19 protein-coding genes and 1 pseudogene are annotated in these 23994 nt (G+C 60.4%); 5 read left to right on the forward strand and 15 right to left on the reverse strand.

Annotation, left to right across the window (positions count from 1 at the left end):
* Nucleotides 1–20: 20 nt before the first annotated feature.
* Both GNZ12_RS44305 and GNZ12_RS13055 read left to right on the forward strand, forming a co-directional pair.
* A pseudogene (locus GNZ12_RS44305) lies at nucleotides 21–98 on the forward strand (LysE family translocator); the annotation flags it as partial.
* A gap of 69 nt (nucleotides 99–167) precedes the next feature.
* The gene (locus tag GNZ12_RS13055; protein ID WP_172310716.1) at nucleotides 168–527 is read left to right on the forward strand and encodes a hypothetical protein; all 360 of its coding nucleotides are present in this window, start codon (nucleotides 168–170) and stop codon (nucleotides 525–527) included.
* Nucleotides 528–585: 58 nt separating this feature from the next.
* On the opposite strand, the gene GNZ12_RS13060 is transcribed toward GNZ12_RS13055, so the two are convergent.
* Nucleotides 586–2295 carry a SulP family inorganic anion transporter gene (locus tag GNZ12_RS13060; RefSeq protein ID WP_172310717.1) on the reverse strand — a complete coding sequence of 570 codons (1710 nt, stop codon included), beginning with the start codon at nucleotides 2293–2295 and terminating at the stop codon, nucleotides 586–588.
* A gap of 474 nt (nucleotides 2296–2769) precedes the next feature.
* Here GNZ12_RS13060 and GNZ12_RS13065 point away from each other — a divergent pair, with 474 nt between their 5' ends.
* Entirely contained in the window at nucleotides 2770–3135 is a 366-nt protein-coding gene (locus tag GNZ12_RS13065; RefSeq protein WP_172310718.1) for an antibiotic biosynthesis monooxygenase family protein, read from the forward strand.
* A gap of 10 nt (nucleotides 3136–3145) precedes the next feature.
* On the opposite strand, the gene GNZ12_RS13070 is transcribed toward GNZ12_RS13065, so the two are convergent.
* Entirely contained in the window at nucleotides 3146–3481 is a 336-nt protein-coding gene (locus GNZ12_RS13070; protein WP_172310719.1) for an MFS transporter, read from the reverse strand.
* 371 nt (nucleotides 3482–3852) lie between these two features.
* On the opposite strand from GNZ12_RS13070, the gene GNZ12_RS13075 reads away from it, so the two are divergent.
* Complete coding sequence (locus tag GNZ12_RS13075) at nucleotides 3853–4710, forward strand: PA4780 family RIO1-like protein kinase (protein ID WP_172310720.1); 858 nt, start codon at nucleotides 3853–3855, stop codon at nucleotides 4708–4710.
* Nucleotides 4711–4796: 86 nt separating this feature from the next.
* On the opposite strand, the gene GNZ12_RS13080 is transcribed toward GNZ12_RS13075, so the two are convergent.
* From GNZ12_RS13080 to GNZ12_RS13135, 12 genes are all read right to left on the reverse strand, one after another.
* Nucleotides 4797–5858, reverse strand: coding sequence for a LacI family DNA-binding transcriptional regulator (locus GNZ12_RS13080; protein WP_172310721.1), 1062 nt, complete (start codon nucleotides 5856–5858; stop codon nucleotides 4797–4799).
* Nucleotides 5859–5906: 48 nt separating this feature from the next.
* Nucleotides 5907–7112 carry an ABC transporter ATP-binding protein gene (locus GNZ12_RS13085; protein ID WP_172310722.1) on the reverse strand — a complete coding sequence of 402 codons (1206 nt, stop codon included), beginning with the start codon at nucleotides 7110–7112 and terminating at the stop codon, nucleotides 5907–5909.
* A gap of 15 nt (nucleotides 7113–7127) precedes the next feature.
* The gene (locus GNZ12_RS13090) at nucleotides 7128–8039 is read right to left on the reverse strand and encodes a carbohydrate ABC transporter permease (protein WP_172310723.1); all 912 of its coding nucleotides are present in this window, start codon (nucleotides 8037–8039) and stop codon (nucleotides 7128–7130) included.
* Nucleotides 8039–8980, reverse strand: a complete 942-nt coding sequence (locus GNZ12_RS13095; protein WP_172310724.1) for a carbohydrate ABC transporter permease — start codon at nucleotides 8978–8980, stop codon at nucleotides 8039–8041. Before GNZ12_RS13095 ends, GNZ12_RS13090 begins: the two co-directional genes overlap by 1 nt.
* A gap of 9 nt (nucleotides 8981–8989) precedes the next feature.
* Entirely contained in the window at nucleotides 8990–10231 is a 1242-nt protein-coding gene (locus tag GNZ12_RS13100; protein ID WP_172310725.1) for an ABC transporter substrate-binding protein, read from the reverse strand.
* A 118-nt stretch (nucleotides 10232–10349) separates the two neighbouring features.
* A complete protein-coding gene (locus GNZ12_RS13105) occupies nucleotides 10350–11759 on the reverse strand; it encodes a GH1 family beta-glucosidase (protein ID WP_172310726.1) in 1410 nt (469 codons plus the stop codon).
* Nucleotides 11760–12387: 628 nt separating this feature from the next.
* Nucleotides 12388–14619: a DUF6531 domain-containing protein gene (locus tag GNZ12_RS13110; protein WP_235993713.1), complete on the reverse strand. Its 2232-nt coding sequence runs from the start codon at nucleotides 14617–14619 to the stop codon at nucleotides 12388–12390.
* A gap of 380 nt (nucleotides 14620–14999) precedes the next feature.
* Entirely contained in the window at nucleotides 15000–16217 is a 1218-nt protein-coding gene (locus GNZ12_RS13115; protein WP_172310727.1) for a DUF2252 domain-containing protein, read from the reverse strand.
* A 64-nt stretch (nucleotides 16218–16281) separates the two neighbouring features.
* Nucleotides 16282–17049: a bestrophin-like domain gene (locus tag GNZ12_RS13120; RefSeq protein WP_172310728.1), complete on the reverse strand. Its 768-nt coding sequence runs from the start codon at nucleotides 17047–17049 to the stop codon at nucleotides 16282–16284.
* A 153-nt stretch (nucleotides 17050–17202) separates the two neighbouring features.
* On the reverse strand, nucleotides 17203–18147 hold the full coding sequence (locus GNZ12_RS13125) for a hypothetical protein (protein ID WP_172310729.1): 945 nt from the start codon (nucleotides 18145–18147) through the stop codon (nucleotides 17203–17205).
* Between the two features lie 369 nt (nucleotides 18148–18516).
* Nucleotides 18517–19494, reverse strand: coding sequence for a transcriptional regulator FtrA (gene ftrA, locus GNZ12_RS13130; RefSeq protein ID WP_172310730.1), 978 nt, complete (start codon nucleotides 19492–19494; stop codon nucleotides 18517–18519).
* A 446-nt stretch (nucleotides 19495–19940) separates the two neighbouring features.
* Entirely contained in the window at nucleotides 19941–20348 is a 408-nt protein-coding gene (locus tag GNZ12_RS13135; protein ID WP_172310731.1) for a rhodanese-like domain-containing protein, read from the reverse strand.
* A 707-nt stretch (nucleotides 20349–21055) separates the two neighbouring features.
* On the opposite strand from GNZ12_RS13135, the gene GNZ12_RS13140 reads away from it, so the two are divergent.
* Entirely contained in the window at nucleotides 21056–21733 is a 678-nt protein-coding gene (locus GNZ12_RS13140) for a YoaK family protein (RefSeq protein WP_172310732.1), read from the forward strand.
* 535 nt (nucleotides 21734–22268) lie between these two features.
* On the opposite strand, the gene poxB is transcribed toward GNZ12_RS13140, so the two are convergent.
* The gene (poxB, locus tag GNZ12_RS13145; RefSeq protein ID WP_172310733.1) at nucleotides 22269–23990 is read right to left on the reverse strand and encodes a ubiquinone-dependent pyruvate dehydrogenase; all 1722 of its coding nucleotides are present in this window, start codon (nucleotides 23988–23990) and stop codon (nucleotides 22269–22271) included.
* Nucleotides 23991–23994 lie beyond the last annotated feature (4 nt).

A 23994-nucleotide genomic window follows, 5' to 3' on the forward strand; every position in this document is an offset into this window, starting at 1 on the left:
TTTCCGGTGTGATCGGTGTGATCCGTCGCTGGCTGGATGGCTCGCTGGCAATCATGTTCGGCATTGCCGGTATCAAGCTGCTGACTTCGAAAAGCTAGCCGCGTCTTCGGGGCGCGCCCGCTCTGCGATACTGTCACCCTGATGACTCGAGCGGACACGCGGACACGATGAGCGGTGGCAACGACCTGAATCCGGCAGCAAAGCGCTCGCCATTACAAAAGCGGCTTTATCTGGCGGGCGCGATCGTGCTGCTCGCCAGCCTGGTCGCCGCGGTGATCATCTATGCAATGGCGCCGGCGCCAGATAGCGCCGTCTCCCAGTACGGCATCGCAGACCCTCGCTATCAGATCGAATTGCAGCGTATTGGGGGCACCGCGGAAGTGCTGATGGCGCAGCTTCATCAGTGGTTCGACGGTCTTTGGCAGGGCACGGCGCTCGCGTATACGGTGGCCGTGCTCGGCGCGCTGCTCGCGGGCGCATGCTTTTTCGTCGGCTACTTCTTTGCCGACGAGGAGCCCGACACCTGAAGCGACCCGCCGCGTCTGACCAAACAGGCGCTTATAACGCCTCCTGATAGCCGCTCGCTTACGACGCCTCTTTGTGCGTACCCGGCTGCTCCACGCCTGCCACGAGCAGCGCCTCATGCAAGGTGCTGAAAATGCGGTTTGTGCCGACGATCGGCGTGATTCCATGCCGATCCATATCCGAGCGCAGATACTGGTTCACACGCGCAAAGATCACGTCGACGCCACTCTGTTTTAGCGTCTCGCACAACTCGCCGACTGAACGCGCCGCCGAATAGTCGAGGTCGGTGATCGCGCCGGAGTCGATCACTAACCAGCGCACCGCGCTCGGCGCATGATCGATCAGGCTGCGGACGTCGTCGACGAAAAAGTGGTCGTTCGCGTAGAACAGATCGGCGCCGAAGCGATAGACGATCAACCCCGGCGCGGTCTGGAGTCCGGGCGCGGCCGGCACCGGCACCCAGATGCCGCCTTCGCCCGGCACGAGAATCATGGTGTGCGGCTCGTAACTATGCCGCACATGCCGCAGCAGCGATAACGCCACCGCCACCAGAATGCCGTGTTCGACACCGATCAGCACCACGGCCGCCGCCGTAAACACGGCCAACGTGAACTCACCGGGACTTTCGCGGCGGATCGAAAACAACGTCGTCAGATTGATCAGGCCGATGGCGATCGTAAACACGATGCTGGCCAGAATGCAGTGCGGCAGGTACTGCAGAAAACGGCTGAAAAACAGCAGCACCACGACCACCACTAGCGCGAATACGATCTGCGCGAACTGGCTGCGCGTACCGGCGCGATCGGCCATGGCGGTTTGCGTCGGACTGCCGTTCACCACGAAGGCGCCGGAAAACGCCGCCGCGGCGTTGGCGGCGGCAATACCCAGCAGATCGGCATTGGTATCGACGGTTTCGTGATAACGCTCGGCGAATACGCGGCTCGCGGCGGCGCTTTGCGCGACGATCATGACGAAACACGAGGCGGCGACCGGCAGCAGTTCGAGCATCTGCTCCCACGTGACCGAGGGCATGCGCAGTGGCGGCAGCCCGCCTGCCACCGGCCCCAGTATGGCAATACCGTGCGCCGCGAAGCCGTAGACATCGCTCGCAGCGATACCCGCCACCACCGCGATCAACGGTACCGGCACACGTGGCAGAAAGCGCTTGCAAACCAGAATGGAGACCACCACCAGCACAGAGATGGCAAGCGTCGGCAGATTGATCTGCGCCGACTCGCGCACCACGAGCGCGAGTTGAGCGACGCTGCTCGCGCCATGCCCGGGTATGCCGAACATGTCGCCCAGCATGGCAATACCGACCTGCACGCCAACGCCGGCGAGGAAGCCGACCAGCACCGTGCGCGAGAGAAAGTCAGCGAGAAAACCGAGCTTGAAGATCCGCGCGATGAACAGGAGCGCGGCGGTGAGCAAGGCGACCATCCCGGCGAGCGCCGCATACTCGGCACTCGATGCCGGCGCCATGGTCGAGAGCCGGCTGGCGAAAATGGTGGCGGTGGCGGAATCGGCCGCTACGATGAGGTGCCGCGATGCGCCAAAGAATGCGAACGCGATAAGCGGCAGAAAGACGGTGTAAAGACCCGTAACGGCCGGCATGCCGGCGATGCGCGCGTAGCCGAGCACCTGCGGAATATCCATCGACGCCAGTTGCACGCCGGCCAGCGCATCGCGCGCCGCCGCGGCACGGCTCAAAGGAAGGACGCCCTTCAGTACGCCAAGGCGTGTGGTGATATTTGCCAGAAAATCTCGCATGCGCGATAGTGCCCCGAACTAAGGTTATCGCGCATCGTGCCGTGACTCGGCACACAAAGGCAAGGATTGCGGCTTTGATCGGCTAAAGAAAATGGTTAAAACCGGCCATGGCGCCGACCCCGCCACTGGAACCGCCCCACTTTGGCTTAACGCTTGAACTGCCCTGTCAGCGGATCCACATGCCGCGCGAAACCGAACAACGCGGCGATGCAGATCGGACAGGCGATGATGAACACGGCCAACATCTCGCACCCCGTAACAAATTGTTACTGCCAAGTTTAAGCGATTGCCGTGCGAATTGAATGAGGGAAAACGCAAAACACTGTTGCGGAGTATTACGACATCGTTACTGCCGCACGGTAAGCGGCTCGTGGAAATGCACCTGAAAACGCGGCAAATAGCGGAGAAAAAAGCGCGCGCAACTCAACGCGCTATGATGCGCAAACCTTTGCTTGCCTACAAACCGGTTACACCATGTACACGTCAACTTTCATCTTCGCGACCAAGCAATTAGACGAACGCTTCTACCGGCTCGACGAGACCATCGCCACCGCCGCCAAGGCCATTCCCGGCTATCTTGGCGAAGAGGCGTGGGAAAACGCGTCGACTGGACTGACGTCGAATGTGTACTACTGGGCGTCGCTCGACGCATTGCAAGCGTTGATGCAGCACCCCGCGCATCTGGAAGCGAAAGCGGCGCAGGCAAACTGGCTCGATGGTTATCAGGTGATCATCTCGGAGGTGCTGCGCACTTACGGCGATGCAGGCTTTGCCCATCCCGCAACGGCCCATCAAACGCAAGATGGACCGCCCGCGCGAGCCGCGTCGCCCGCACCATGAAAGTACAGCCCTATTTCGCTTCCTTGAACAGCACCACGCCGGCGAAACTCGCGAGCCCGCATGCCAGCACATACCACGCCGGCGCGTAAAAACTACCCGACATGCGCCACAACGCGCTGACGATCAACTGCGCAAAGCCGCCGAAAAGCGTCACGCCCAACGCGTAGATGATGCCGAGCGAGGTTGCCCGCACTTCCGGTTTGAACGCTTCGAGAATCAGCACGAACCCCGCAGGGCTCGAAAGCGTCATCAAGCCGCTCAACACGAATACGACCAGCACCACCGTGCAGATCGACGGCCAGGTTTTGATCGCGTGAAACGCCGGCAGCTCCACCACCAGCGACACTAACGACGCCGCGTACAGCAAAGTCTAGCGACGCGGCATGCGATCCGCGAGACGGCCGGCGGAATATTTCGTCCACTGCATCGAGCAGGCGATTGGGCCGCTGTTGAAGAGGCCAGTGGGGCAGGAAGGCGTTTAAGGAGCGTGCTCGCACGAAATGAGTCGCCTCTTTTGTCCAATACTTCAGGCAAAACAGACGTCTTTGCCTGAAGTATTGGACAACCCGCGACAGTTTGGACTCGTCTGTTCTGCCGCTGACACAGGCCGCTTCCCCGTCACCCCTTATAATCCGGCATGATCCGAATTTCGCACCCTATCCCCTCACGTCCGGCCGCACAGCGCCGTTCAGCCGCCCACCGCTCTCCGGCGGCCGCATGAAAACACCCAAACGCCTGCTCCCGCTGGTCGAAGAAGGCCTGATCGACGAAGTCATCTCGCAGTTGATGAGCGGCAAGGAAGCCACCGTCTACGTGGTCCGCAGCGGCGAGTCCACGCGCTGCGCGAAGGTCTATAAGGACGCCAAACAGCGCAGTTTCCGCCAGGCCGCGTCCTATCAGCAGGGTCGCAAGGTCAAGAACAGCCGCCAGCAGCGCGCCATGGAAAAAGGCAGCCGCTATGGCCGCGAAGTGCAGGAACAGGCGTGGCAGAACGCGGAAGTCGATGCGCTGTTCCAACTCGCCAACGCAGGCGTGCGCGTGCCGCAGCCCTTTATCTGCACGGACGGCGTCTTGCTGATGGAATTGGTGACTGATGCGGACGGCAACGTCGCGCCGCGTCTGAACGACGTCGAGATGACCGAAGCACGCGCGCTCGAATTGCACGCGCTGCTGCTCAACCAGGTGGTGCGCATGCTGTGCGCCGGCATGATTCACGGCGACCTGTCCGAATACAACATCCTGCTCGCTGCAGACGGCCCGGTGATCATCGACCTGCCGCAAGCCGTGGATGCCGCCGGCAATCTGGAAGCGCCGGCCATGCTGGAGCGCGACGTGAACAACCTCGCCACGTATTTCGGCCGCTTCGCGCCCGCTCTGCTCGATACGAGCTACGGCAAGGAGATCTGGTCACTGTACGAAGCGGGCGCGTTGCACGTGGATGCCAAGTTGACCGGCCGTGTCGAACTGGACACCACGCCGATCGATCTCGAAGGCGTGCTCCAGGAACTCGAAGACACACGGCTCGACGAAGAAGCGCGTCTGCGCTACGAACAGTCGCTGCGCAGCGGGACCTGAGTGGGAGATAAGCAGCGCCGCCCGCGCAATGCGTAAACGGTCAGTAAGCAAGACCTTGTGCACCCACGCGCCGCTTCGAGAAGAGGCTACGATGCGCTGCTGTAACTGACCGTCTTGACCTTGATCGACGAAGCCGCCACGCCCGGTGCCGGCCCCACCGACTCCCGCATCGTCACACTCACCGGAAACTCGCGAAAGATCTCCCACGAGGTCCGGTAGCACTGATTGACCAGCCAGCGCACCGCGTTCTGCGTCAACTCCGCCGTCGGGATATGCACCGAGGTGAGTCCAGGCGCGGCATAGGCGGCCGAATAGTCATCGTCATACCCGATCACGGAGACTTCGTCCGGTACGGCAATGCCCACCTGATGGAAGCGAGCCAGCGCGCTCACCGCCATCGTGTCGTTCGCGCAAAAGAGGCCTGTAAAGCGCTGTTTCGAATCGAGCAGCTTTTGCGTGGCCGCGTAGCCGCCTTCCGGCGAGAAGTCCGATTCGATCAGTGTGACGTCCTCGCGCGCGATGCCTTCGCGCAACAATTCGGCAAAGAACCCTTCGAGCCGGGCCTGATTGTCCGAAGCGCTGAATGGCCCAGAAATCACCGCGATGTCCCGATGCCCATGATCGAGCAGCGTGCGTGCCGCCAGCTCGCCCCCGCGCCGATGATCCGCGCAAAACGACGCCTCCGGCAACTGATCGAACGCACGATTCAGAAACACCATCTTCGGATGCATGCGATGCAGCATGTCCAGATCTTCGTCGTGCAGATCGTGGCTGATCACCACCACGCCGTCGCAATCGCGGCCAATCAGAAAGCGCACCGCCTCGATAGCCTGTTCGCGCGGCGACACTTCCCCACAGCCGGTCGCCACCACCACGTGGCGGCGCACCGCGCGCAGTTCGGTGTCGGTCTGCTTGAGAATCGTGCCGTAGTAGGAGCCGAAGAAGGTCGGCACGAAAATGCCGATCATGCCGAGCGATTGCGTCGCCATCGCCCGGCCGATGGACGACGGCCGGAAATTCAGCGCTTCGATAGCCGCTTTCACGCGCGCGGCGGCATCGGCTGAAATGGGTCCCTTACCGGAAATGGCTCGTGAGGCAGTCGACATGCCGACACCGGCCAATGCCGCGACATCTTTGAGTGTTGCCACGCGGTTCTCCGTCAAGCCTGTTGTACTCCATGACGCTGCATCCGATCACTATAGACGCGCGCCGCCTTCTTCCTCGAACAGCGAAATATGCGCGCCATCGAACGAGAACGCCGCGGCACCCCCTATCGCCACCGGCGTCTTCGTCTGGTCAATCGACGCGATTTGCACTCCATGATAGTCGAGCCAGATGACACGGTGGTTGCCCATCGGCTCGATCAGTGAAATGTTCGCGTGCTCGCTCATTTTTGTGCTTGAACGCTCACCCACGTGCACGTCTTCGGCCCGTACGCCGAGTACGCAAGGTAGACGATCCGCCGGCAGGTTTTTGAAAGGATAGTGCGACACATCGAGCCGCAAATGCGCTGTGCAAAAGTTTAGCGAGCCGTCGCGCACCACAAGTGTGCCCTTGAGCAGATTCATCGCGGGCGAGCCCAGAAACGTCGCGACGAACAGATTGTTCGGCCGCGCGTAGACTTCGGCGGGTGTGCCGAACTGCTGAATCACGCCGCCGCGCATCACCGCCATGCGCGTGGCGAGCGTCATGGCTTCGACCTGATCGTGGGTCACGTAGATCATCGTCGCGCCCAGACGCTGGTGCAGTTGCTTGAGTTCGCGGCGCAATTCGGTGCGCAACTTGGCGTCGAGATTCGACAGCGGCTCGTCGAACAGGAACACGTCGGCCTCGCGCACGATCGCTCGGCCGATCGCCACGCGTTGCCGTTGCCCGCCCGAGAGTTGCGCCGGCTTGCGCTTGAGCAACGGACCGAGTTGCAGCATGTCGGACGCCCGCGTGACGCGCCGCTCGATTTCCGCCTTCGGCGTGCCGTTGATGCGCAACGCGAACGACAGATTGCGCTCGACGCTCATGGTCGGATACAACGCGTACGACTGAAACACCAGTGCAATGCGGCGATCTTTCGGATCGGCCCATGTCATGTCAACGCCCGCGATCTCGATGCTGCCGTCGGTCACGTCGATCAAGCCCGCGATGCTGTGCAGCAAGGTGGATTTGCCGCAACCCGATGGACCGAGCAGCACGACGAACTCGCCCGCTCGCACGTCGAGATCGAGATTCTCGATCACCGTATTCGCGCCGAGCTGGATCGTCAGATTACGCACCGATACGTTGGCCGGATTCGAAAGCCCCGCCGTGTCCGCCACTTTGCCGAGGTCCGCCACGTCTGACGCGTCCGTCAACGCATTGGGTACCGCATTTGCCATCGCGTTTGCCACCTCATTAGCCAGGTTTGCCATGCCCTATTCCTAGACCTATCCCTTGACGGCGCCAGACGCAATGCCGCGCACAAACCAGCGGCCCGAAATGAAGTAGACCGCCAGCGGCACCATGGAGGTCAGAATGGTCGCCGCCATATTGACGTTATAGAGCCTCTCGCCGGTCGTCGTGTTGATGATGTTGTTCAATTGCACCGTCATTGGCAGGTTCTTCGTGCCGGCGAACACCAGGCCGAGAATGAAATCGTTCCAGATGCCCGTCACCTGCATGATGACCGCGACGACAATGATCGGTGTGGACATCGGCAGCATCAGTTGCAAAAAGATGCGCCAGAAGCCGCCGCCGTCAATACGAGCCGCGTTGAACAGTTCCTGCGGAATCGACGCGTAGTAGTTGCGAAACAGCAGCGTCATCACCGGCATGCCGAAGATGGTGTGAATCACCACGATACCCGGCAGCGAACTGAACAGATGCACGCTCGCGAGCACGTGCACGAGCGGATAGACCATCACCTGCACGGGAATGAAGGCGCCCATCAGCAATACGCCAAACAGCAGCCCGGCCCCGCGCGGCCGCCAGAACGACAGCGCATAGCCGTTCACCGCGCCAACCATGATCGACAACACCGTGCTGGGCACGACGATACGCACTGAATTCCAGAAACCGACCTGAATGCCGTTGCAATCGAGCCCCGTACAGGCGGACTGCCACGCGGCGCTCCATGCGTCGAGTGTGAAATGCGTGGGAAAAGCGAGCAGATTGCCGAGGCGGATCTCGCTCATCGGCTTAACCGATGTGACGAGCATCACGTACAACGGCAGCAGGAAGAACAACGCGGCGGTGAGCAGAAACGCATAGACACCGAGGCGTGCGGGTGTAAAAGCACGGCGGCGGCGGCGCGTACGGCTCGGCGTACCGCCCTTCAGTGGAGGACTGAGCGTGTTCATCACACCTCCTTGCGCAACGCAGCGCGGCTGCGTGCATAGAAGAACGGCGCGAGAATCGCCAACACCGTTGCCAGTAGCACGATCGATGCGGCTGACGCCAAGCCGATATTCGCGCGGCCGAACAGGTAATCCATGATGAATTTCGCCGGCACTTCGCTCGCTGTGCCGGGCCCGCCTTGCGTCATCGCAACCACGGCGTCGTAGAGCTTGACGACCATCACGAAGAGCAGCACGAAGGCGGTGGACATCGAAGGTCCGAGCATCGGCACAACAATGCTCGCATAGACGCGCCAACGCGGAATGCCGTCGATACACGCGGCCTTCCACAGTTCGTCGTCGATACCGCGCAAGCCGGCCAGCAGCAACGCCATCACGAGACCGGATGCCTGCCACACCGTCGCGATGACGATGGTGTAGATCACCCAGTCCTGATCGACAATCCAGTCGAAACGCGCATGCACGAAACCGAGCTTGTGCAATACGGCCTGCGCGCCCAGTTCCGGATTGAGAATCCACTGCCAGACCAAACCCGTTGCGACGAACGACATCGCATACGGATAGAGAAACACCGTGCGCAACGCGCCTTCGGCCACCACGCGCTGATCGATGAAAATCGCCAGCAGCAAGCCAATCACCATGCACGCGACGATAAAGCACGCACCGTAGATCACGATGTTTTGCAGCGACAGCAGCCAACGATCGTTGTTGAAAAGCCGCGTGTATTGCGTGAGGCCCGCGAAGTCGCCGGAAGGAAACGTGCGCGAGTTGCTGAGGGACACGCGCGCGGTCCAGACCATCGTGCCGAGATACGCGAACACGACGGTCAGGACCATCGGCAGCAACGCCACCCATGCCGCTATCGGCAAACGCTTCTTTAGCGGCTTTTTCAGCGGCCCTTTGCCATGCCTCGAATCAGTGGCTGGCAGCTTGAGCGCGTGCATGGTGAGCGCCTAGCCCTTCAACGCACTGGCAAACGCCTTCTGCGCATCGTCGACCGACTGGTTCTTGTTCCAGAAGTTCGTGATGACGTCGATCAATGCGCCCTGTGTGTCAGGCGAGAGCAGCATTTCCGGATTCGGCAACTGACGCGACTTGTCCTTCATGATCGCAATGCCCTCCTTCGCGCAGATGTCGAGACTGCTGGCGTCCACATCGGGACGAATCGGAATCGAGCCTTTCTTCGCGCTGAATGCGACTTGCGCGGCCGGCGAGGTCATCACCGTGGCAAGCAGGTTCTGCGCCTTGATCGCGTTGGCATTGTCGGTTTTCGGGAACACGAATACGTCGCCCGCGACCAGATACGGCGAGTGCGGACCGAAACCCGGGAAGCAGCCGAAATCCTTGCCCGCAATCTGGTTGGCCGCCGAGAATTCGCCCTTGGCCCAGTCGCCCATGATCTGCACACCGGCCTTGCCGGAAATCACCAGCGCGGTGGCATCGTTCCAGTTGCGGCCAGGCGAGCCCGGATCGACGAAATCATGCAAGCGCTTGAACTGCGCGAGCACCCTCTTGAACGCATCCGACTTGACCGCGTTCATGTCGCGGTCGCGGTACACCTTCAGATAAAGATCGGGACCGCCGACGTCGGCGAAGACCGCGTCGAACGTGATCTTTTCCTGCCACGGCTGACCACCAAGCGCGAGCGGGATCACGCCCACAGCCTTCAGCTTGCCGAGATCGGCGAGGAATTCGTCATAGCTCTTCGGCTCGGCTGCAATGCCGGCCTTCTGGAACACCGGCTTCGAGTAGAAAAACCAGGCCGGCATGTGAATATCGACCGGCGCGGCATAGTAGTGACCCTTGACCCGGATGCTGTCGATGATCGATTGCGGGAACACGCCGTTCCAGTTTTCTTTCGCGGCAACGTCGTCGACGTTGTTCAGCAGGCCCTGGTCAATCAGGTCGTGAAACTGTTTGGACGTATTGAACTGCGCGGCGGTGGGTGGATCGCCGCCGACGATCCGGTTGATCGCGGTGGAGCGCGCCTGATCAGCGCCGGCCACCGCGTTGTCGACCCACAGGCCACCTGCCTTGTTATACGCATCGGCGAACTGGCGGATCGCGGCCGATTCGCCGCCCGAGGTCCACCAGTGAATCACGTTGGCCTTCAAGGGTTCAGCGGCATGCGCGACGGCGCCAACCAACGCCAGTGCCGCAACCACGCCTCGTAAGGCCATTTTTCTGCTGTTCATTCCGTCTCCTGTCGATTGGAGTTAGTGCTTCAGCACTTACTCCAGTCCCATGCAACATAGTTGCACAAGGCTTTGCGCCTGTGTTTCAAGTCGACATACAAACCAGCTTCACCTGCCGTTAAACCCGTGCTTTACGCTCCTTCAAAAATTTCGCCACTAATTCCGCACTCCGTTTGACTGTGCGCTTCTGCGTACTGTAGTCGATGTGTACGACACCAAAGCGGCGCTCATACCCGAACGCCCACTCGAAGTTATCCATCAGCGACCACAGAAAATAGCCGCGAATATCCACGCCGGCCTTGATCGCCTGATCGACCGCCGCAAGATGGCGCTTGAGAAACGAGATGCGCTGCGTATCGTCGACGTGGCCGTCGATCACCTTATCGTCCGAGGCCATGCCGTTTTCGGTGATGTAGATCGGCGGCAGGTTGTGATACGTGCGCTTGAAACCGGTCAGCAGATCGCGCAAGCCGTCGGGATACACCTCCCAGCCCATCTGCGTGCGCTCGACGCCTTCGAGCTGCACGTCCCGGAATCCATGCGCGCCGTCGCTCGCGACGTTTGTGCGGAAATAATAGTTGATGCCAAGGAAATCGAGCGGCGCGGAAATGGTCTGCATGTCGCCGTCGAGCACCAGCGGCTCGGTGCCCGGCCACAACTCGAACAGGTCCTGCGGATACGCGCCCTTGAGCAAGGGATCGAGAATCCATGCGTTGTGCTGGACTTCGAACAGATGCGCCGCACGCTGATCCGCAGCGCTGTCGCTATTGGCCGTGCCGCGGCCGATGTTGGCGACGATACCTTTCTGCGAAGTCGGATCGTTGGCGCGCAATACCGGCATCGCGAGGCCGTGCGCGAGCAGCAGATGATGCATCGCCTGCGTCGCAAAGCGTCCATCGGCGAGGCCCGGCGCGTGGTGGCCGTTGCCGTAGCCGAGATACGCCGAGCACCACGGCTCGTTGAGCGTCGCCCATGCGTCGACCGTGCCGGCCAGTTCGCGACTCATCAGGTCGGCGTAGTCGGCGAAACGGTAAGCGGTGTCGCGATTGAGCCAGCCACCGCGATCTTCCAGATGCTGCGGCAAGTCCCAGTGATAGACCGTCACGGAGGTCGTGATGCCTTTCTCTTTCAGGCGGTTCAGGAGCCGCTTGTAGAAATCGAGCCCTTTGCGATTGGGCAGGCCTGCCGCGTCCATGACGCGTGGCCATGCGATCGAGAGCCGATAACCTTCGAGGCCGAGCGAGGCCAGCATCTCGACGTCCGCTTCCCAGCGATGATAGTGATCGCAGGCAACGGCGCCGGTGTCGCCGGCCAGCACCTTGCCGGGCGTTGCCGAGAATGTGTCCCAGATCGACGGCAGGCGGCCGTCTTCATCCACCGCGCCTTCAATCTGATACGAAGCTGTGGCGGCGCCAAGCAGGAAGTTCTTGCGCCATAGCGTAGAGTCCGCGGGCGGGGTGAAGGGGTCGGTGAGTGCGCCGAGGTTGCGGGATATTGCGTCGGATACAGCGGATGCGTCGTTTGCCACGGATTCTCCTGCGCTGAGGTCGTTGAACCGGGTACGGCGGAACGCGATGTGGATGCTGTCTGGAAGGCGCCAGAAAGTTAAAGTGGAAGCGCTTCCACACCTGCCAGCGAACGATAGCAGTGCGCGATTCACCGCAGCAATCAGGGTTTGTCTGGAGAGCTTGCTGGCATGCGCGGCGCCGCGATGCGCCGCGCATGGGGACATGCCTAACAGGCATGTTGAAGCTTGAAGTGCAGGTCGACGTATCTGCAGGACTTATACAGACCTTCCCTGATGGAGGTCATCAAACACCGAGGGTTGTCCATCGCGGAATCGATTCGTACGCCTGCATACACGCCGCCAAAGCGGACAAATTTGCATGGCGTCCGTGCAAAAATATCGCGCTTGAATCATCCGACCGTAGCGAATTCAACCCGCTTTCCTCATGTACGATTTCCCGAATATCCATCCTCTTACGAAATCTCAATGTTTGATCTGACTGGAAAGTCGCAGTTGTGACCGGAGGGAACAACGGCATCGGCTTTGACATTGCGAAAGCATTGATTTGCGTGACGGTCATGTATTGCTTGATGTCAGGCTGGCCCAGCGCAATCAAGTTCGGCCTCACCATCGCCCACCACCACCGCACTTAACCATTCCCCCAACACCACTTCCAACTCCGAAGAAACTGCTGTAAAGCATTGATCTCTTCGCAGTGTCCGTCAGGTCCGGCACGAGGACAGGATAAGGAACACTGCAACTGATCGCTCACCATCAACTCCGTCGTCTCACCCCACCTCGGAAGCCTATCGCTCAGCTCACTATCAAAGAGCTTTCCCGTTAATTTGGCTTTCCACGCCATATAGCATTCAACGCAGATTCCTGAAACCAAAACGTCGGCGTCAGACTGGAGACCTGTGAGGTTAGCGCGTGGCGAAACCGGATCATCACCCAACTCCCAGTTGGCGAGCCACACACCCAGTTCAGCATCGCGGATCGGCTGCGGAATACCGCCATTCGTTGCCACTGTCGCCGTATGCGTCGACACCCTGCCATTCGCAGCATAGCCATATCGGACCACGAGTTTGCGGGCGAGTCCGCCGTTGACCACACCGGCCTTCTCGTCGTACTGAAAAACAGATACGCGCCCGCGCTCGTCGTATGTGATGTCCGCCTGACCGCTATTGCCTGCTATAGCTGTTGCACGATTCGCGGCGTCGCGAGCGAGCGTTTGCAGCGACCAACCCGACACGGCGTCCCGCGTCATCGCGATGTTGCCTCTTGCATCGTACGTATAGGACCAGCCTTCAATCTTCGTGCCATTCTGGGCGATCTCGGCCGACAGAAGACGCCCCGCGTCATCGTAGCGAGCGCCGACTGTCAGTTGGCTGCCCGTGCCGACCGCCTGCAGCCCCTGTTCGCCGGTCAGGTCAGTCGTTTCCCGCTCTGCGTAACCCATGACGTTGCCGCGCGAGTCATAAACGAAGGCGCGGATCTTGCCCGCTGTAGCGACCAGATGCGGAAGCAACGAACTGGCATCGTTATACTCAATCGTTATTACCATCTTTTTTCCGGCGACTGTCGCAATCGCCTTCGTTGGCCGGTTGGCGCTGTCCCACGTGTACTCCGTCTCTCCTTCGGGAGTCGTTCTCTGCGTCAGATTCCCTGCTATATCCCACCTGCGCGATATCGTTCCTTCCGGTGTGCCAATTGAACCTGGGCGCCAGGCGTCTGCAAAACTAAAACTGTACGTGCTCGTGCCGTACATGTCGCTGAGTGTCGTCTTGCCGGAGTCATAGCTAAATGATGTATTACGCGTCGTGTCGGGATGGGCAACAGATATCACGCGTGCTTTGGCATCGTAAGTCCATGTCGCTATTCTCGATCCGGATTCGTCCTTTACTCCTGTCAACGCGTTGGGGAAGCGGGCATCCTCGTACAAATATTGACGCATGAAGCCGTCTGGATAGGTGACCGAAGCAAGATTCCCCTTCACGTCGTACGCATATCGTGTGACTTTACCCAAAGGATTTACCATACCAACGATGCGATTGCTATCGTCATACTCAAGATCGATCTTGAATCCGTTCGATCCTGTTTGATCGACCGGCCACTGGTTGATCTGCACCATCCGCTGTCTGGAGTTAAACATAAACTTGCGGAGCATACCCGTACGGGTTGTCTCGGAAAAAATATTGCCGGTGGTGCTCGTGTAGGCTTCCGTCGTACCGATCAGTTCGTCTTTCAGGTAGTAGTATCCGTCGCCAGCTTTCGTCAGGGAGAGCCCGCGATTTCCAAGCATGGCCCACACCTTGCCGTTCCACTTGAACGTTAGAGGCTGTTGGTTACCTCGATAAGCAACGATTTGCGGCGCGCTCGCATTAACCGCCGTCAGATCAATCCTTCGCTGCCAGTTATTGACCCAGTTGCGGCCCATCGCTGTCTGCGAGGTGTCATAAGGCCTCGAAAGATACGTGCGCCCAAAGACTAGTGGGAGTGCATCGCCGCTCGCAAAGTCAGATTCGAAAAGCGTGACGATGCCCTCTGCCGGCAATATTGGGTCCGCCGCAAGGCAGGAACCTTCTGGCGAAGGGGCGGCCGGTGCGCCACCACAATAGTCCTTTATCCAGTCTGAAACATTAGGACAGTTTCGGTAATCAATGCTGCTGTACGGATCGTCTGCGCCCCTCGACATAGGTGTCGTGCCTGCCACCTGGATAGCGCAGGTCGGGGTCCCGGGCGTCCCGAAAGACTTCTGATATGCCTGCATACATTGCATGTAATCAGCCGCGTTGGCGCCAAACGCGACTATGAGCAGCATGAATGCGGCCAGCAGGCGAGCCGCCATGCCCACTGCCTCGGCAAATCTATTATTTTTCATAGTCATCCTTATTGGTTTTACTTGGCTTAATCACAAGCACCTTATAAGGAGCATTCCATCCCCACTATCCAATAATTCCTAAAATTACAATTTCTAGAATTCCCGTACACGATTCTTTCAGACTTCCTACGTAATCCGTATGAAATTACGCAGGAGCCCGTCAGCCATCAACGCGTCGCAGTAAGAAAACCAGAATGTCAGACGTGAACCAGCTACACACTGTTCCGTTGGACGCGAGATATACCTGCATGAAGATGGACGGAGACCGAGGGTCCGAACTGAGACAGCTAGAAGGAAAAAGACGGGGTGCGGCGGCAGCCGCCCCAAAAGAGCGATACAAGGCGCTGAGCACCGCGTTAAGTGCCCAGCGCGACAAACCGTTAAGACTTACGCGCAGGCAGATCAAACGCCCCGCGATCATACGCCTCGCAATACGCCTTCCAATCAGCCCCCACCTGCGCCTCGCATTGCGTCGCAAGATCGATCAACGGCAATTGCCAATCCTTGCGATTGCCGAACGCGATCAGCTCGTCCGCAATCGACGACTTCTGCCGGCCGCCGCTGCGCAGTTGCCCCCACGCGCTCAGTTCGGCCATGCTGTTGATCACTGCTTCGAGCCGCGGCAGCTTGCCGTCCCAATCGCTCAACGCCACACGGTCTTCTGATGGCTGCAGGCTACGCAGCACATACGAGCGCTGATTGAATTCGATTGCATGCAGGAACGCCTGCGAAACCGCCTGATTGCGCCGCTGAATTTCGACCACCCGCTGCGCCTCGTTCTGCCACTTCGGCTGCGGTGTACGGACATGCGGCGTCACCGAAGAAGGCAGCGCCTCTTTCAGATCGAGCAGATAGTTGCCGTCCGGCGAGCCTTTGCCTTCGACGAGAATCGCATAGCGGTCCACACCCAGGCTGCCGGTGCCGGCAATCCGCCGCGCCACGTCGATGACGCGATAGAAGTCCGGATCGGGTTGACCAGCGGCGAACTGATCCATGAACGCGGTGACTGCGGCGCGCGCCTTGTCACTGACCGCCAGCGCTTTTTTGCCGTCCACTTTGAGCACGCGGGTCTTGCCCTTGAGCGTGGTGCGCCGGTCGAGATACGCGGCGCGCGTGCGGCTCGCCAGTGCGTCGAACAGATCGCGCACCATGCCGGTCGACGTCTCCGCTTCGATCCAGCGCGATTTGCCATAGGCGAGCGCCGCGCTATAAGCATCGACCGCGGTATGGCAGAGCGCGAGTGCCTCCGCGCGGCTCAGTTTGAGATCGCTCGCACCGACCAGCACGCTCGTGAGAAGCCGCACCAGTTCGTAAAGACTCGGCGCGAGGCAGGCTTCGTCGAAATCGTTGTTGTCGAAATAGATGAGATGGTTGTCGCCCCGGTAGCTGCCGAAATTTTCCAAATGCATATCGCCGCAAATCCACACCGGCGGCGCATCGTCGAGCACCTTGTCGCGCGGCAGACCTGCGTAAAACAGATGACAGGTGCCACGCAGAAACACGAACGGCGAGCTGCGCATGAGCTTGTATTTCATCGCGAGCCGTTCAGGATCGCGGCCGGCGTTGAAGCTGGCGATGGTCTGTGCGATATCGGACACGTGTTTCTCCTTCATTCGGTTCAATGCTGATGCAATGCGGGTTCCATACAGGTTCAATGCGGGTTCAGTGCGAACGGATGGAATCCGCGAGCGCATGGATATTGAGCGGCTTCACGCGAATCACGCCGCCGCGCGGGCTGTCGATATCGGCGACCAGCATGAACGAGAGCGACACGATCAGCGGAACGATAAGTAACAATCCGGCTCCCGCTTTCAAACCGCGCGCGCCGTAGCCGACCAGCAGGTTGGCGCACATCCCGATCAGCACCATCAGCGCCCATGCCGCGAAGGGGATGCGATTCCACCACGCCGCCTGAGTGTAACCCTGCGTATTGAGCACGTCGTTCATTCCGGAAACAGCGAGCGCGGCCACCGGCGTGGGCTGCGCGGCAACGGCATTCTTCACCGCAGACCACATTGCGTTCTGCAGCCGCGATGTCTCGGCGTTGACCTCGGCGAGCTCGTCGGCGTCGCGCGTCGTGTAGAACAGCACGCGTTGATCCAGATAGGTTTTGAGCAAGCTGCGTACGGTCGCCGCATCGGCGGCGGGCAACAGATCGGCGCGGACGTATTCCGTGCCAATCGCATTCGCCTCTTCTTCCTCGTAGTTCTTGCGCTGATCGTAGCGGCCTACCGCCATCGAAAAAGTGAAACCGATGATCAGCGCGAGCAGCGTCAGCGTGGCGGCCTGAATCACGCTGAAGTCGTCGCGTGCATCCTCGTCGATCTTTCTGAAGCGCCGCAGCAGCGACGCGCCGATGCGCGCCGACAGCCACATCACAACAAAGCAGATGATGAAGACGAGTGCCGGATAGTCGAGGAGGTTTTGCATGGGCGAGCGTTGTTCTTATCAGGGTTTTGTTAGCGGGAACGTTTTGGACGGCGGTTAAACGTGCACAGCCACTGCATCATAAGAGAGACAGCGCGGGTCGGGAAGCATGCGGGTGAGCGGTGAACAGGCGCGCGGCCTGTGGCAGGCCGACCGTCAGGAGCCTGTCATCAGGTAGTAACGTCCGTCCGCACTGACGTTGAAGCCGAAACCGCATTCCGTCGGTGAGCCATGCGTCTGTACGTCGAGCGTCTCCGGTGCGGAGAGTTTGAACTCGATCAGGCATCTGTCCGCGCGTTTGTCCGCCGGTTTGTCATAAGGCGCGAGGTTGGTGATCCTGGCGGTGGCGTCGAGCGGCGCATCACCGCCGTCTTCGGTCATCGGCACGCGCGCCACGCCGTCGTAAAAGCGCACGTACGCCGACAGGCTGCCCATGTTCGCGCTCGGCTGACCGTCGGCGCCAACGGTCGGATACATAAAGTCGCCATCGATCCGGTAGACGCCGTGACGCCCTTTCACCGGCTTCACTTCGATACTGTTCCAGGCGCCGAAGAACATATAGCTGGCAAAGTGCGCACCGTTCGGCGGCACACCGGCCACCACCGCCTTGCCGTCAATCGCTTCGAGACGCTGACGCGCGGCCGCCACGGCGCGGCCGAGCAGCGCGTCGTTGGGATAGTCGTTGCCACGGCTCACCGCAGTTCGGTAGTACGCGCGCGCATCCGGCAACGCACCCAGCTTCACTTGCACGTCGCCCTGATGGACCAGCGCCATCGCCACGCGGGCCCGCGCTGAACTGGTTGCTTTCGGCGAGTTCTGCTCGTCCGCCTGCATGGCGGTGGCCTCGGCGAGCGCGGCCTCCATCGCGACCAGCGTTTGCGCTTCCTTGATGCGCCCGGCTTCCAGCGCGGCGACGCCCAATGCCGCGCATGACGCGTTCGTGCGGCACGGCACGTCTTTGCCCGCCAGCAGGTTGCGGCGATAGAGATCGGCACGCGAATCGGCAGCTTCCGTTTGCGCCGCGACGAGCGCGGGCATGAACGCCGCAATAGCAGTAGTGACGACAACGGCAGCAGCAGTGACGGCGGTTTTGACGTTCATAAGAAAGAGAGCACGGTGGCAATGACGCGTTTCGACGACGCGCTTCAAGTAGCCGTATGCGCCGCACGTTTGACGTGAGTTGCCACGGACGCTGGCCGTGATGCTGACAGAAAATCCGCGCTTGCGCGAACCCTTGCAGGCCGCCAAAGCGAGCGGCCGATCGTGCGATCCAGCCGCAACGCCCGGCACGCGGTGCTCCGTGACTTTCGAGCAGGCATCGAGGTTTGCATCAAACACATTCGACACGTCATGCGGCACGCATTAAACCGCTTGTCATGCACGAGCCGCGCTGTGATTTTGCACATCGGCAAGCGTTCGTTTGAAACGGTCCACGCATGCGAGCACGGCAAGACGAAAAGCGACGCGCCTCTACCCGATCGTCCGCACCTCGGCCTGCACCCCGAACTTCTTACGATACGCGCCTGGGCTCGTCAATGCGATACGCCGGAAGTGCCGTCGCAGCGATTCTTCGGAACCGAAGCCCGCCAGCGCCGCCACGCGCGCCATCGGCAACGGGGTCGGCGCTTCAAGCAGTTCCCGCGCGATCGCCACGCGTTCGCGCACCAGCCATTCGTAGGGCGCCATGCCGGTGGCGTCGTGAAACTGCCGCTGCAGCGTACGCGGACTCATCGCCGCCCGTTCGGCCAGCGAGCGCAAGGTGTGCGGCAACGCGGGATGGCGGCGCACCCAGTCCATCAGTTTCGCCAGACGCCCGCCTTCGCCTTGCGGCATCGGCCGCGGCACGAACTGCGCCTGACCGCCCTCGCGATGCGGTGGCACCACGAGCCGCTGCGCGACCCGGTTGGCTATCGCGCTGCCGTGATCGCGCCGCACCAGATGCAGCAGCATGTCCAGCCCTGCCGCCGATCCCGCCGAGGTGATGATCTGTCCTTCGTCCACATAGAGCGCATCCGGCTGCACGCGCAATTGCGGATAACGCTGCTGCAATGTGTCGGCGTAGCGCCAATGCGTCGTGACGCTCTTGCCGTCGAGCACCCCCGCGGCGGCCAACACGAAAACGCCGGAGCAGATCGAACAGAGGCGCGTGCCGCGCTGGTAGGCGGCGCGAATCTTTTTCAGCAGCGGCTCGGGCGGCAATTCGCCGGCATCGCGCCAGCCAGGGATGACGATCGTGTCAGCCCGATCCAGCAGCCTGAGCGTATACGGCGCGGCGACGGTGATGCCGCCGGCTGCGCGAATCGGACCGGGTTCGCTCGCGCATACGGCGAAGCGATACCAGTCCACGCCGAGCTCGGGACGTTCGAGCGCGAACAGCTCGGTCACGCAGCCGAATTCGAACGTACAGAGCCGGTCGTAAGCCAGTGCAACGACAAGATGATTGTGCATGGCGTGATGTTACCGGAGATTGACGATTACGCCACTTACCCGACGCGTGCCGCGTCGCGACAATGACGGCTATAGCTGTCCCTGCACAATAGAAGAGAGAAAAAATGCAAAAGACTGGGAAACAATCTGCTGGCGGCTAACAATAAACTCAAAAAAATGAAATGAAAATGTATGCTTTGGCACCAACCCCGGATTGTCCTCCACTCAATCTCAGGTTTGCCATCGGATGTCTTTGCCGACATTTGCCAAGTCTCTACACTGTTCTTCTCCCTCCCCAGTTCGAGCCGCGTGACACTATGATGCCCACCTGCCGCTCAAAAGTCGACTAGACAGAGACACGGCCTTTGCTACTAGCAAGTTGCTTAAACGCAGATACACGATACCGCGTCACGACATGCTATTCGGAAGGTTCAAACCTGCTCGCCTCGCGAATCGTTTAGGAATCGCTACTCGTTGCCAACAGCTAGCTGGAAACCCTCGTCGATCCAACCCGTGATGCCGCCAATCATTACCTTGACCTGGCGGCCAAGCTGGGCAAGTTTCATTGCGGCGCGCGTTGCGCCGTTGCAGTGAGGACCCGCGCAGTAAGTGACGAAGAGCGTACCAGGCGGATACTCAGCGAGCTTAGACGCCACAATCTTGCCGTGCGGGAGGTTCACGGCCCTAGGCAAATGGCCGCGCGCGTAAAGTGCGGAGCTACGCACGTCGAGCAGTACAAAATCGAGGGGAATCGCGCCGTCGCTTGCAAGTGCAGCGTGTACGTCAGCGCAATCGGTTTCGAACGAAAGCAAAGTACCGAAGTGAGCGAGCGCTGCAGCACTGTCTGCAGACGGAACGGCTGAAACGGCGGACATATCAAGCTCCTCGTGCGTGTATCAATGACACATTTTCCCGTTCTACACACACAACTGGCTAGCGGCGCAATTGACAAATTCCGGCAACATCACGCCACGCCGATCGCCCTCGCGCTCTACCGTGTCGTTGGACACGCCAACCACAACTGACCTCGAGTGTTAAGCGTTGTTCGCCTGCTTGTCGTCTTGACCAATGACGATTCTCCACTGGCGTCCAGTTTCCCCAAGTAGGTCCGATCTTTGCCGTTCCTTTACCGGCGATGCGTCCCCACCTGTTGCAGTGCTGTACAAACGTCGCAAGGTCGGCCTTATGGAAAGCTTCACATAAGGCCGAACACGACACCGTCTTCGAGCTCGCCGAGCGGCATCAAATCTCGGGACATGACCTCTTTAAGCTCGCCGCAAAGGTGATGGGCCACTTACGGAACCTTACGGAGCCACAGGGTCTGCGGGCCTACGCAGCCGGTCTTTGACCTGCCCTGTTGGCAGCATTGCCAACGTGCGGAACTTCACCGATTTCGTGTTCGATATAACCGAAATAGACGGCATATCGAACAGCAAATCCGAGCATCGTTACTTCGCGAAAGTCTAAACGGGGGAGTCTCGATGTGAGTGTCCCCCTGATTTCACTGCGAGCCGCCTCGTCCGCCTTCCCCTATTTCTGGCTGGTAAGATGCGCCGAGGTACCTTGCGCAGGAGCGAACACGATGGATCTCGATGCGGCAAGTAGAAACCGCGGCGTCGCCGTACTCTTGACGCTGTCCGGAGGCTTTCTCGACGCGTATACGTACGTTGGCCACGGCGGTGTATTCGCGAACACGATGACGGGAAACGTGGCACTCCTCGGCATCCAGATAGCAGCTGGTGACTGGACCCAGGCGCGGCTGCACATTCCCCCGCTTGTCGCCTTTGTATTCGCGGTATTTATGGTTCACCTGCTGCGCCTCGACGCCGTCGCGAACTCGCTTCCGCGCCCCGCACTTGTCTGCCTTTTGCTTGAAATTCTTTTTCTGGCTGTAGCGGCTAGCGGTGTGTGTGGACGCTCAGAGTTTTGGCTAATCCCGGGTATCACATTCGTCGCTACGCTGCAGACCTTGTCCTTCACGCACATCGAGAATCTCACGTACACGTCTGTGATGACAACCGGAAACCTTCGCCGCGCAGCGAAGAAATTGCTCGAAGGACTGATCCCAAGATACGACAAGTCGGCTCTTCACGACGCGTCGCTGCTTGGAGCGGCAGGATTCAGCTTCTTCGCCGGTGCTGTGTTCGGGGGGCTCGCAACCAGACTGATGCACGATGTGGCGTTATGGTTCGCAGTAGGGCTCCTCTTGGGCGCCCTACTGCGGATGGGGCAACTGGTACGCAGCAGCGCCAGCGCCTGACACTACCCGCGCTCAGCAAGCATAGTCGCCGCAGCCATAGCGATCGAAGTCTCCGTGGACTCGCGGTGTTATATGTCCGACTAACCGTTGCAAGACATCTTTGGCCGAAGAGCGCTGGCCTCTAAGACACGTTCTAAACAAGCCATTCGACTCGAGACAATCTCCGATCAGGGCATACCTGACACCCTCCTAGGTTTGACGCTAGCAGTTGCCGGGTCGCACGTCTTCTAGATTTAATTTGGATTTCTACACATTGTTCATTCGGTGTGCGGTGTCATGGCCAGATTGGCGACCTGATCGCTCTCCTGCTGGAAGACGGGTCTCATCCTGGCCAGCGCCCCAATGTTGGCATCGGCCTTTACATCTCCTGGCACAGGCTCTGTTAGCGGAATTGGCGCACCCAGTAGAAAAATTAGCGAATCTCAACAGCTTCGTTGCGAAGCGCCATATACAAAGGCAGCGCGGGAGACGGTCTTGTCCGGCTGGCCCCCTCTGCAGGGTGCCGCCGCGACTATTTCCCGGACCGAGGGGACGATTAGCACAGCCAGGTTGTGGCCAGCTCCACGACTTCATTGCCCTTCGCATTGAGCACGGCCCGCAGCATATACAGGCTGAAGCCCCTCGCATGCGCCCACTCGATCTTGGGCGGCAAGGCAATTTCGTGCTTTGCAACCACAACGTCGACCAGCACCGGCCATGGCCGCGAAAGTGCATGCGCGAGTGCGCCTTCCAGCTCTTCCGAGTCCTCCACGCGTATCGCCTCGATGCCCGCGCCACGCGCGATCGCGGCGTAGTCGGTCGAAGCGAGCTGCGTATCGTCGTCGAGATAGCCGCCGGCCTTCATTTCCATCGACACGAAGCCAAGCGAGCTGTTGTTGAACACGACGACCGTCAACGGAAACGCCTCCTGGCGTGCCGTGAGCAGATCGCCCATCAGCATCGAAAGGCCGCCATCGCCGCAAAGGGCTACCACCTGACGATCCCGTGCAGCCGCCTGGGCGCCCAGCGCCTGCGGCAAGGCATTCGCCATCGAACCATGGTTGAAGGACCCCAGCAGCCTGCGCTTGCCGTTCATGCGCAGATAGCGCGCGGCCCACAGGGTCGGCGTGCCGACGTCGACGCTAAAGACCGCATCCTCTTCCGCCAGATCGCTTACGAGCTTCGTGAGATATTGCGGGTGGATCGGGCTGCCCGGCGGCGACGGCCTCGCGAATGCATCGAGACCGGCCCGCGCTTCGGCATAGTGCTTGCGCGCCGCTTCGAGGAAGCGCCGGTCTGGCTTGCGCTCGAGGCGGCCCTGGAGCGCGGCCACCGTGGCCTTGACGTCACCCACGAGCCCCAGCTCGAGGGGCACGCGGCGGCCGAGCGCGGCGCCGTTGCGGTCGATCTGGACAACCTTCGCTTCGGAGGGATAGAAGTTCCGGTACGGGAAGTCAGTGCCAAGCATCACGAGCGTATCGCACGCCTTCATCGCGTGATAGCCGGAACTGAAGCCGATCAACCCGGTCATGCCCACATCGAACGGATTGTCCCACTCCACATGTTCCTTGCCGCGCAAGGCGTGAACGATCGGCGCGCCCAGGGCGTCGGCCAGTGCCACCACTTCGTCGTGCGCGCCCTCGCAGCCGCTGCCGCACAGCAGCGTGACAGCCTCGGAGCGATTGAGCAGTTGCGCCAGCCTGTCGAGCTGACCCGCTTCGGGAATCGTTACCGAAGCGTCCAACGAGAGCACGCCGGGCTTGTCGTCAGGCGCGCTTTCGAGCGCAACGTCGCCCGGGAGCACGATGACCGCCACGCCGCGCGATTCCAGCGCCGTGCGGATGGCACGGTCTAGCACGCGCGGAAACTGCTGCGGATTGGTCACCAGTTCGACGAAGTGACTGCATTCGCGAAAGAGTTCCTGTGGATGCGTCTCCTGAAAGTAGCCAAGCCCGATTTCGGAGGTAGGAATATGCGCGGCGATGGCCAGCACGGGCACGTGGTTGCGCTGGCAATCGAACAGCCCGTTGATGAGGTGCAGATTGCCCGGTCCGCAGCTTCCCGCACACACGGCGAGCTTCCCGGTCAGCGCCGCCTCGGCGCCCGCGGCAAAGGCTGCCGACTCTTCGTGGCGCGTATGGGCCCACTCGATCTTGCCGAGCCTCCGCAAGCTGTCCGATAGTCCGTTGAGGCTGTCGCCCGTCACACCCCAGATACGCTCGACACCCGCGGCAGCAAGCGCGTTCGTGAGGTAATCGGCAATGGTTTGTCCTGTCATGATC

The organism is Paraburkholderia solitsugae (assembly GCF_013177695.1).
GTDB lineage: Bacteria > Pseudomonadota > Gammaproteobacteria > Burkholderiales > Burkholderiaceae > Paraburkholderia > Paraburkholderia solitsugae.

Coding starts and splice junctions, on each gene's coding strand:
- poxB (WP_172310733.1), bottom strand. CDS start 23,990: ATGACAGGACAAACCATTGCCGATTACCTCACGAACGCGCTTGCTGCC.
- GNZ12_RS13075 (WP_172310720.1), top strand. CDS start 3,853: ATGAAAACACCCAAACGCCTGCTCCCGCTGGTCGAAGAAGGCCTGATC.
- GNZ12_RS13120 (WP_172310728.1), bottom strand. CDS start 17,049: ATGCAAAACCTCCTCGACTATCCGGCACTCGTCTTCATCATCTGCTTT.
- GNZ12_RS13095 (WP_172310724.1), bottom strand. CDS start 8,980: ATGCACGCGCTCAAGCTGCCAGCCACTGATTCGAGGCATGGCAAAGGG.
- GNZ12_RS13060 (WP_172310717.1), bottom strand. CDS start 2,295: ATGCGAGATTTTCTGGCAAATATCACCACACGCCTTGGCGTACTGAAG.
- GNZ12_RS13135 (WP_172310731.1), bottom strand. CDS start 20,348: ATGTCCGCCGTTTCAGCCGTTCCGTCTGCAGACAGTGCTGCAGCGCTC.
- GNZ12_RS13100 (WP_172310725.1), bottom strand. CDS start 10,231: ATGAACAGCAGAAAAATGGCCTTACGAGGCGTGGTTGCGGCACTGGCG.
- GNZ12_RS13085 (WP_172310722.1), bottom strand. CDS start 7,112: ATGGCAAACCTGGCTAATGAGGTGGCAAACGCGATGGCAAATGCGGTA.
- GNZ12_RS13065 (WP_172310718.1), top strand. CDS start 2,770: ATGTACACGTCAACTTTCATCTTCGCGACCAAGCAATTAGACGAACGC.
- GNZ12_RS13090 (WP_172310723.1), bottom strand. CDS start 8,039: ATGAACACGCTCAGTCCTCCACTGAAGGGCGGTACGCCGAGCCGTACG.
- GNZ12_RS13110 (WP_235993713.1), bottom strand. CDS start 14,619: ATGAAAAATAATAGATTTGCCGAGGCAGTGGGCATGGCGGCTCGCCTG.
- GNZ12_RS13125 (WP_172310729.1), bottom strand. CDS start 18,147: ATGAACGTCAAAACCGCCGTCACTGCTGCTGCCGTTGTCGTCACTACT.
- GNZ12_RS13055 (WP_172310716.1), top strand. CDS start 168: ATGAGCGGTGGCAACGACCTGAATCCGGCAGCAAAGCGCTCGCCATTA.
- ftrA (WP_172310730.1), bottom strand. CDS start 19,494: ATGCACAATCATCTTGTCGTTGCACTGGCTTACGACCGGCTCTGTACG.
- GNZ12_RS13140 (WP_172310732.1), top strand. CDS start 21,056: ATGGATCTCGATGCGGCAAGTAGAAACCGCGGCGTCGCCGTACTCTTG.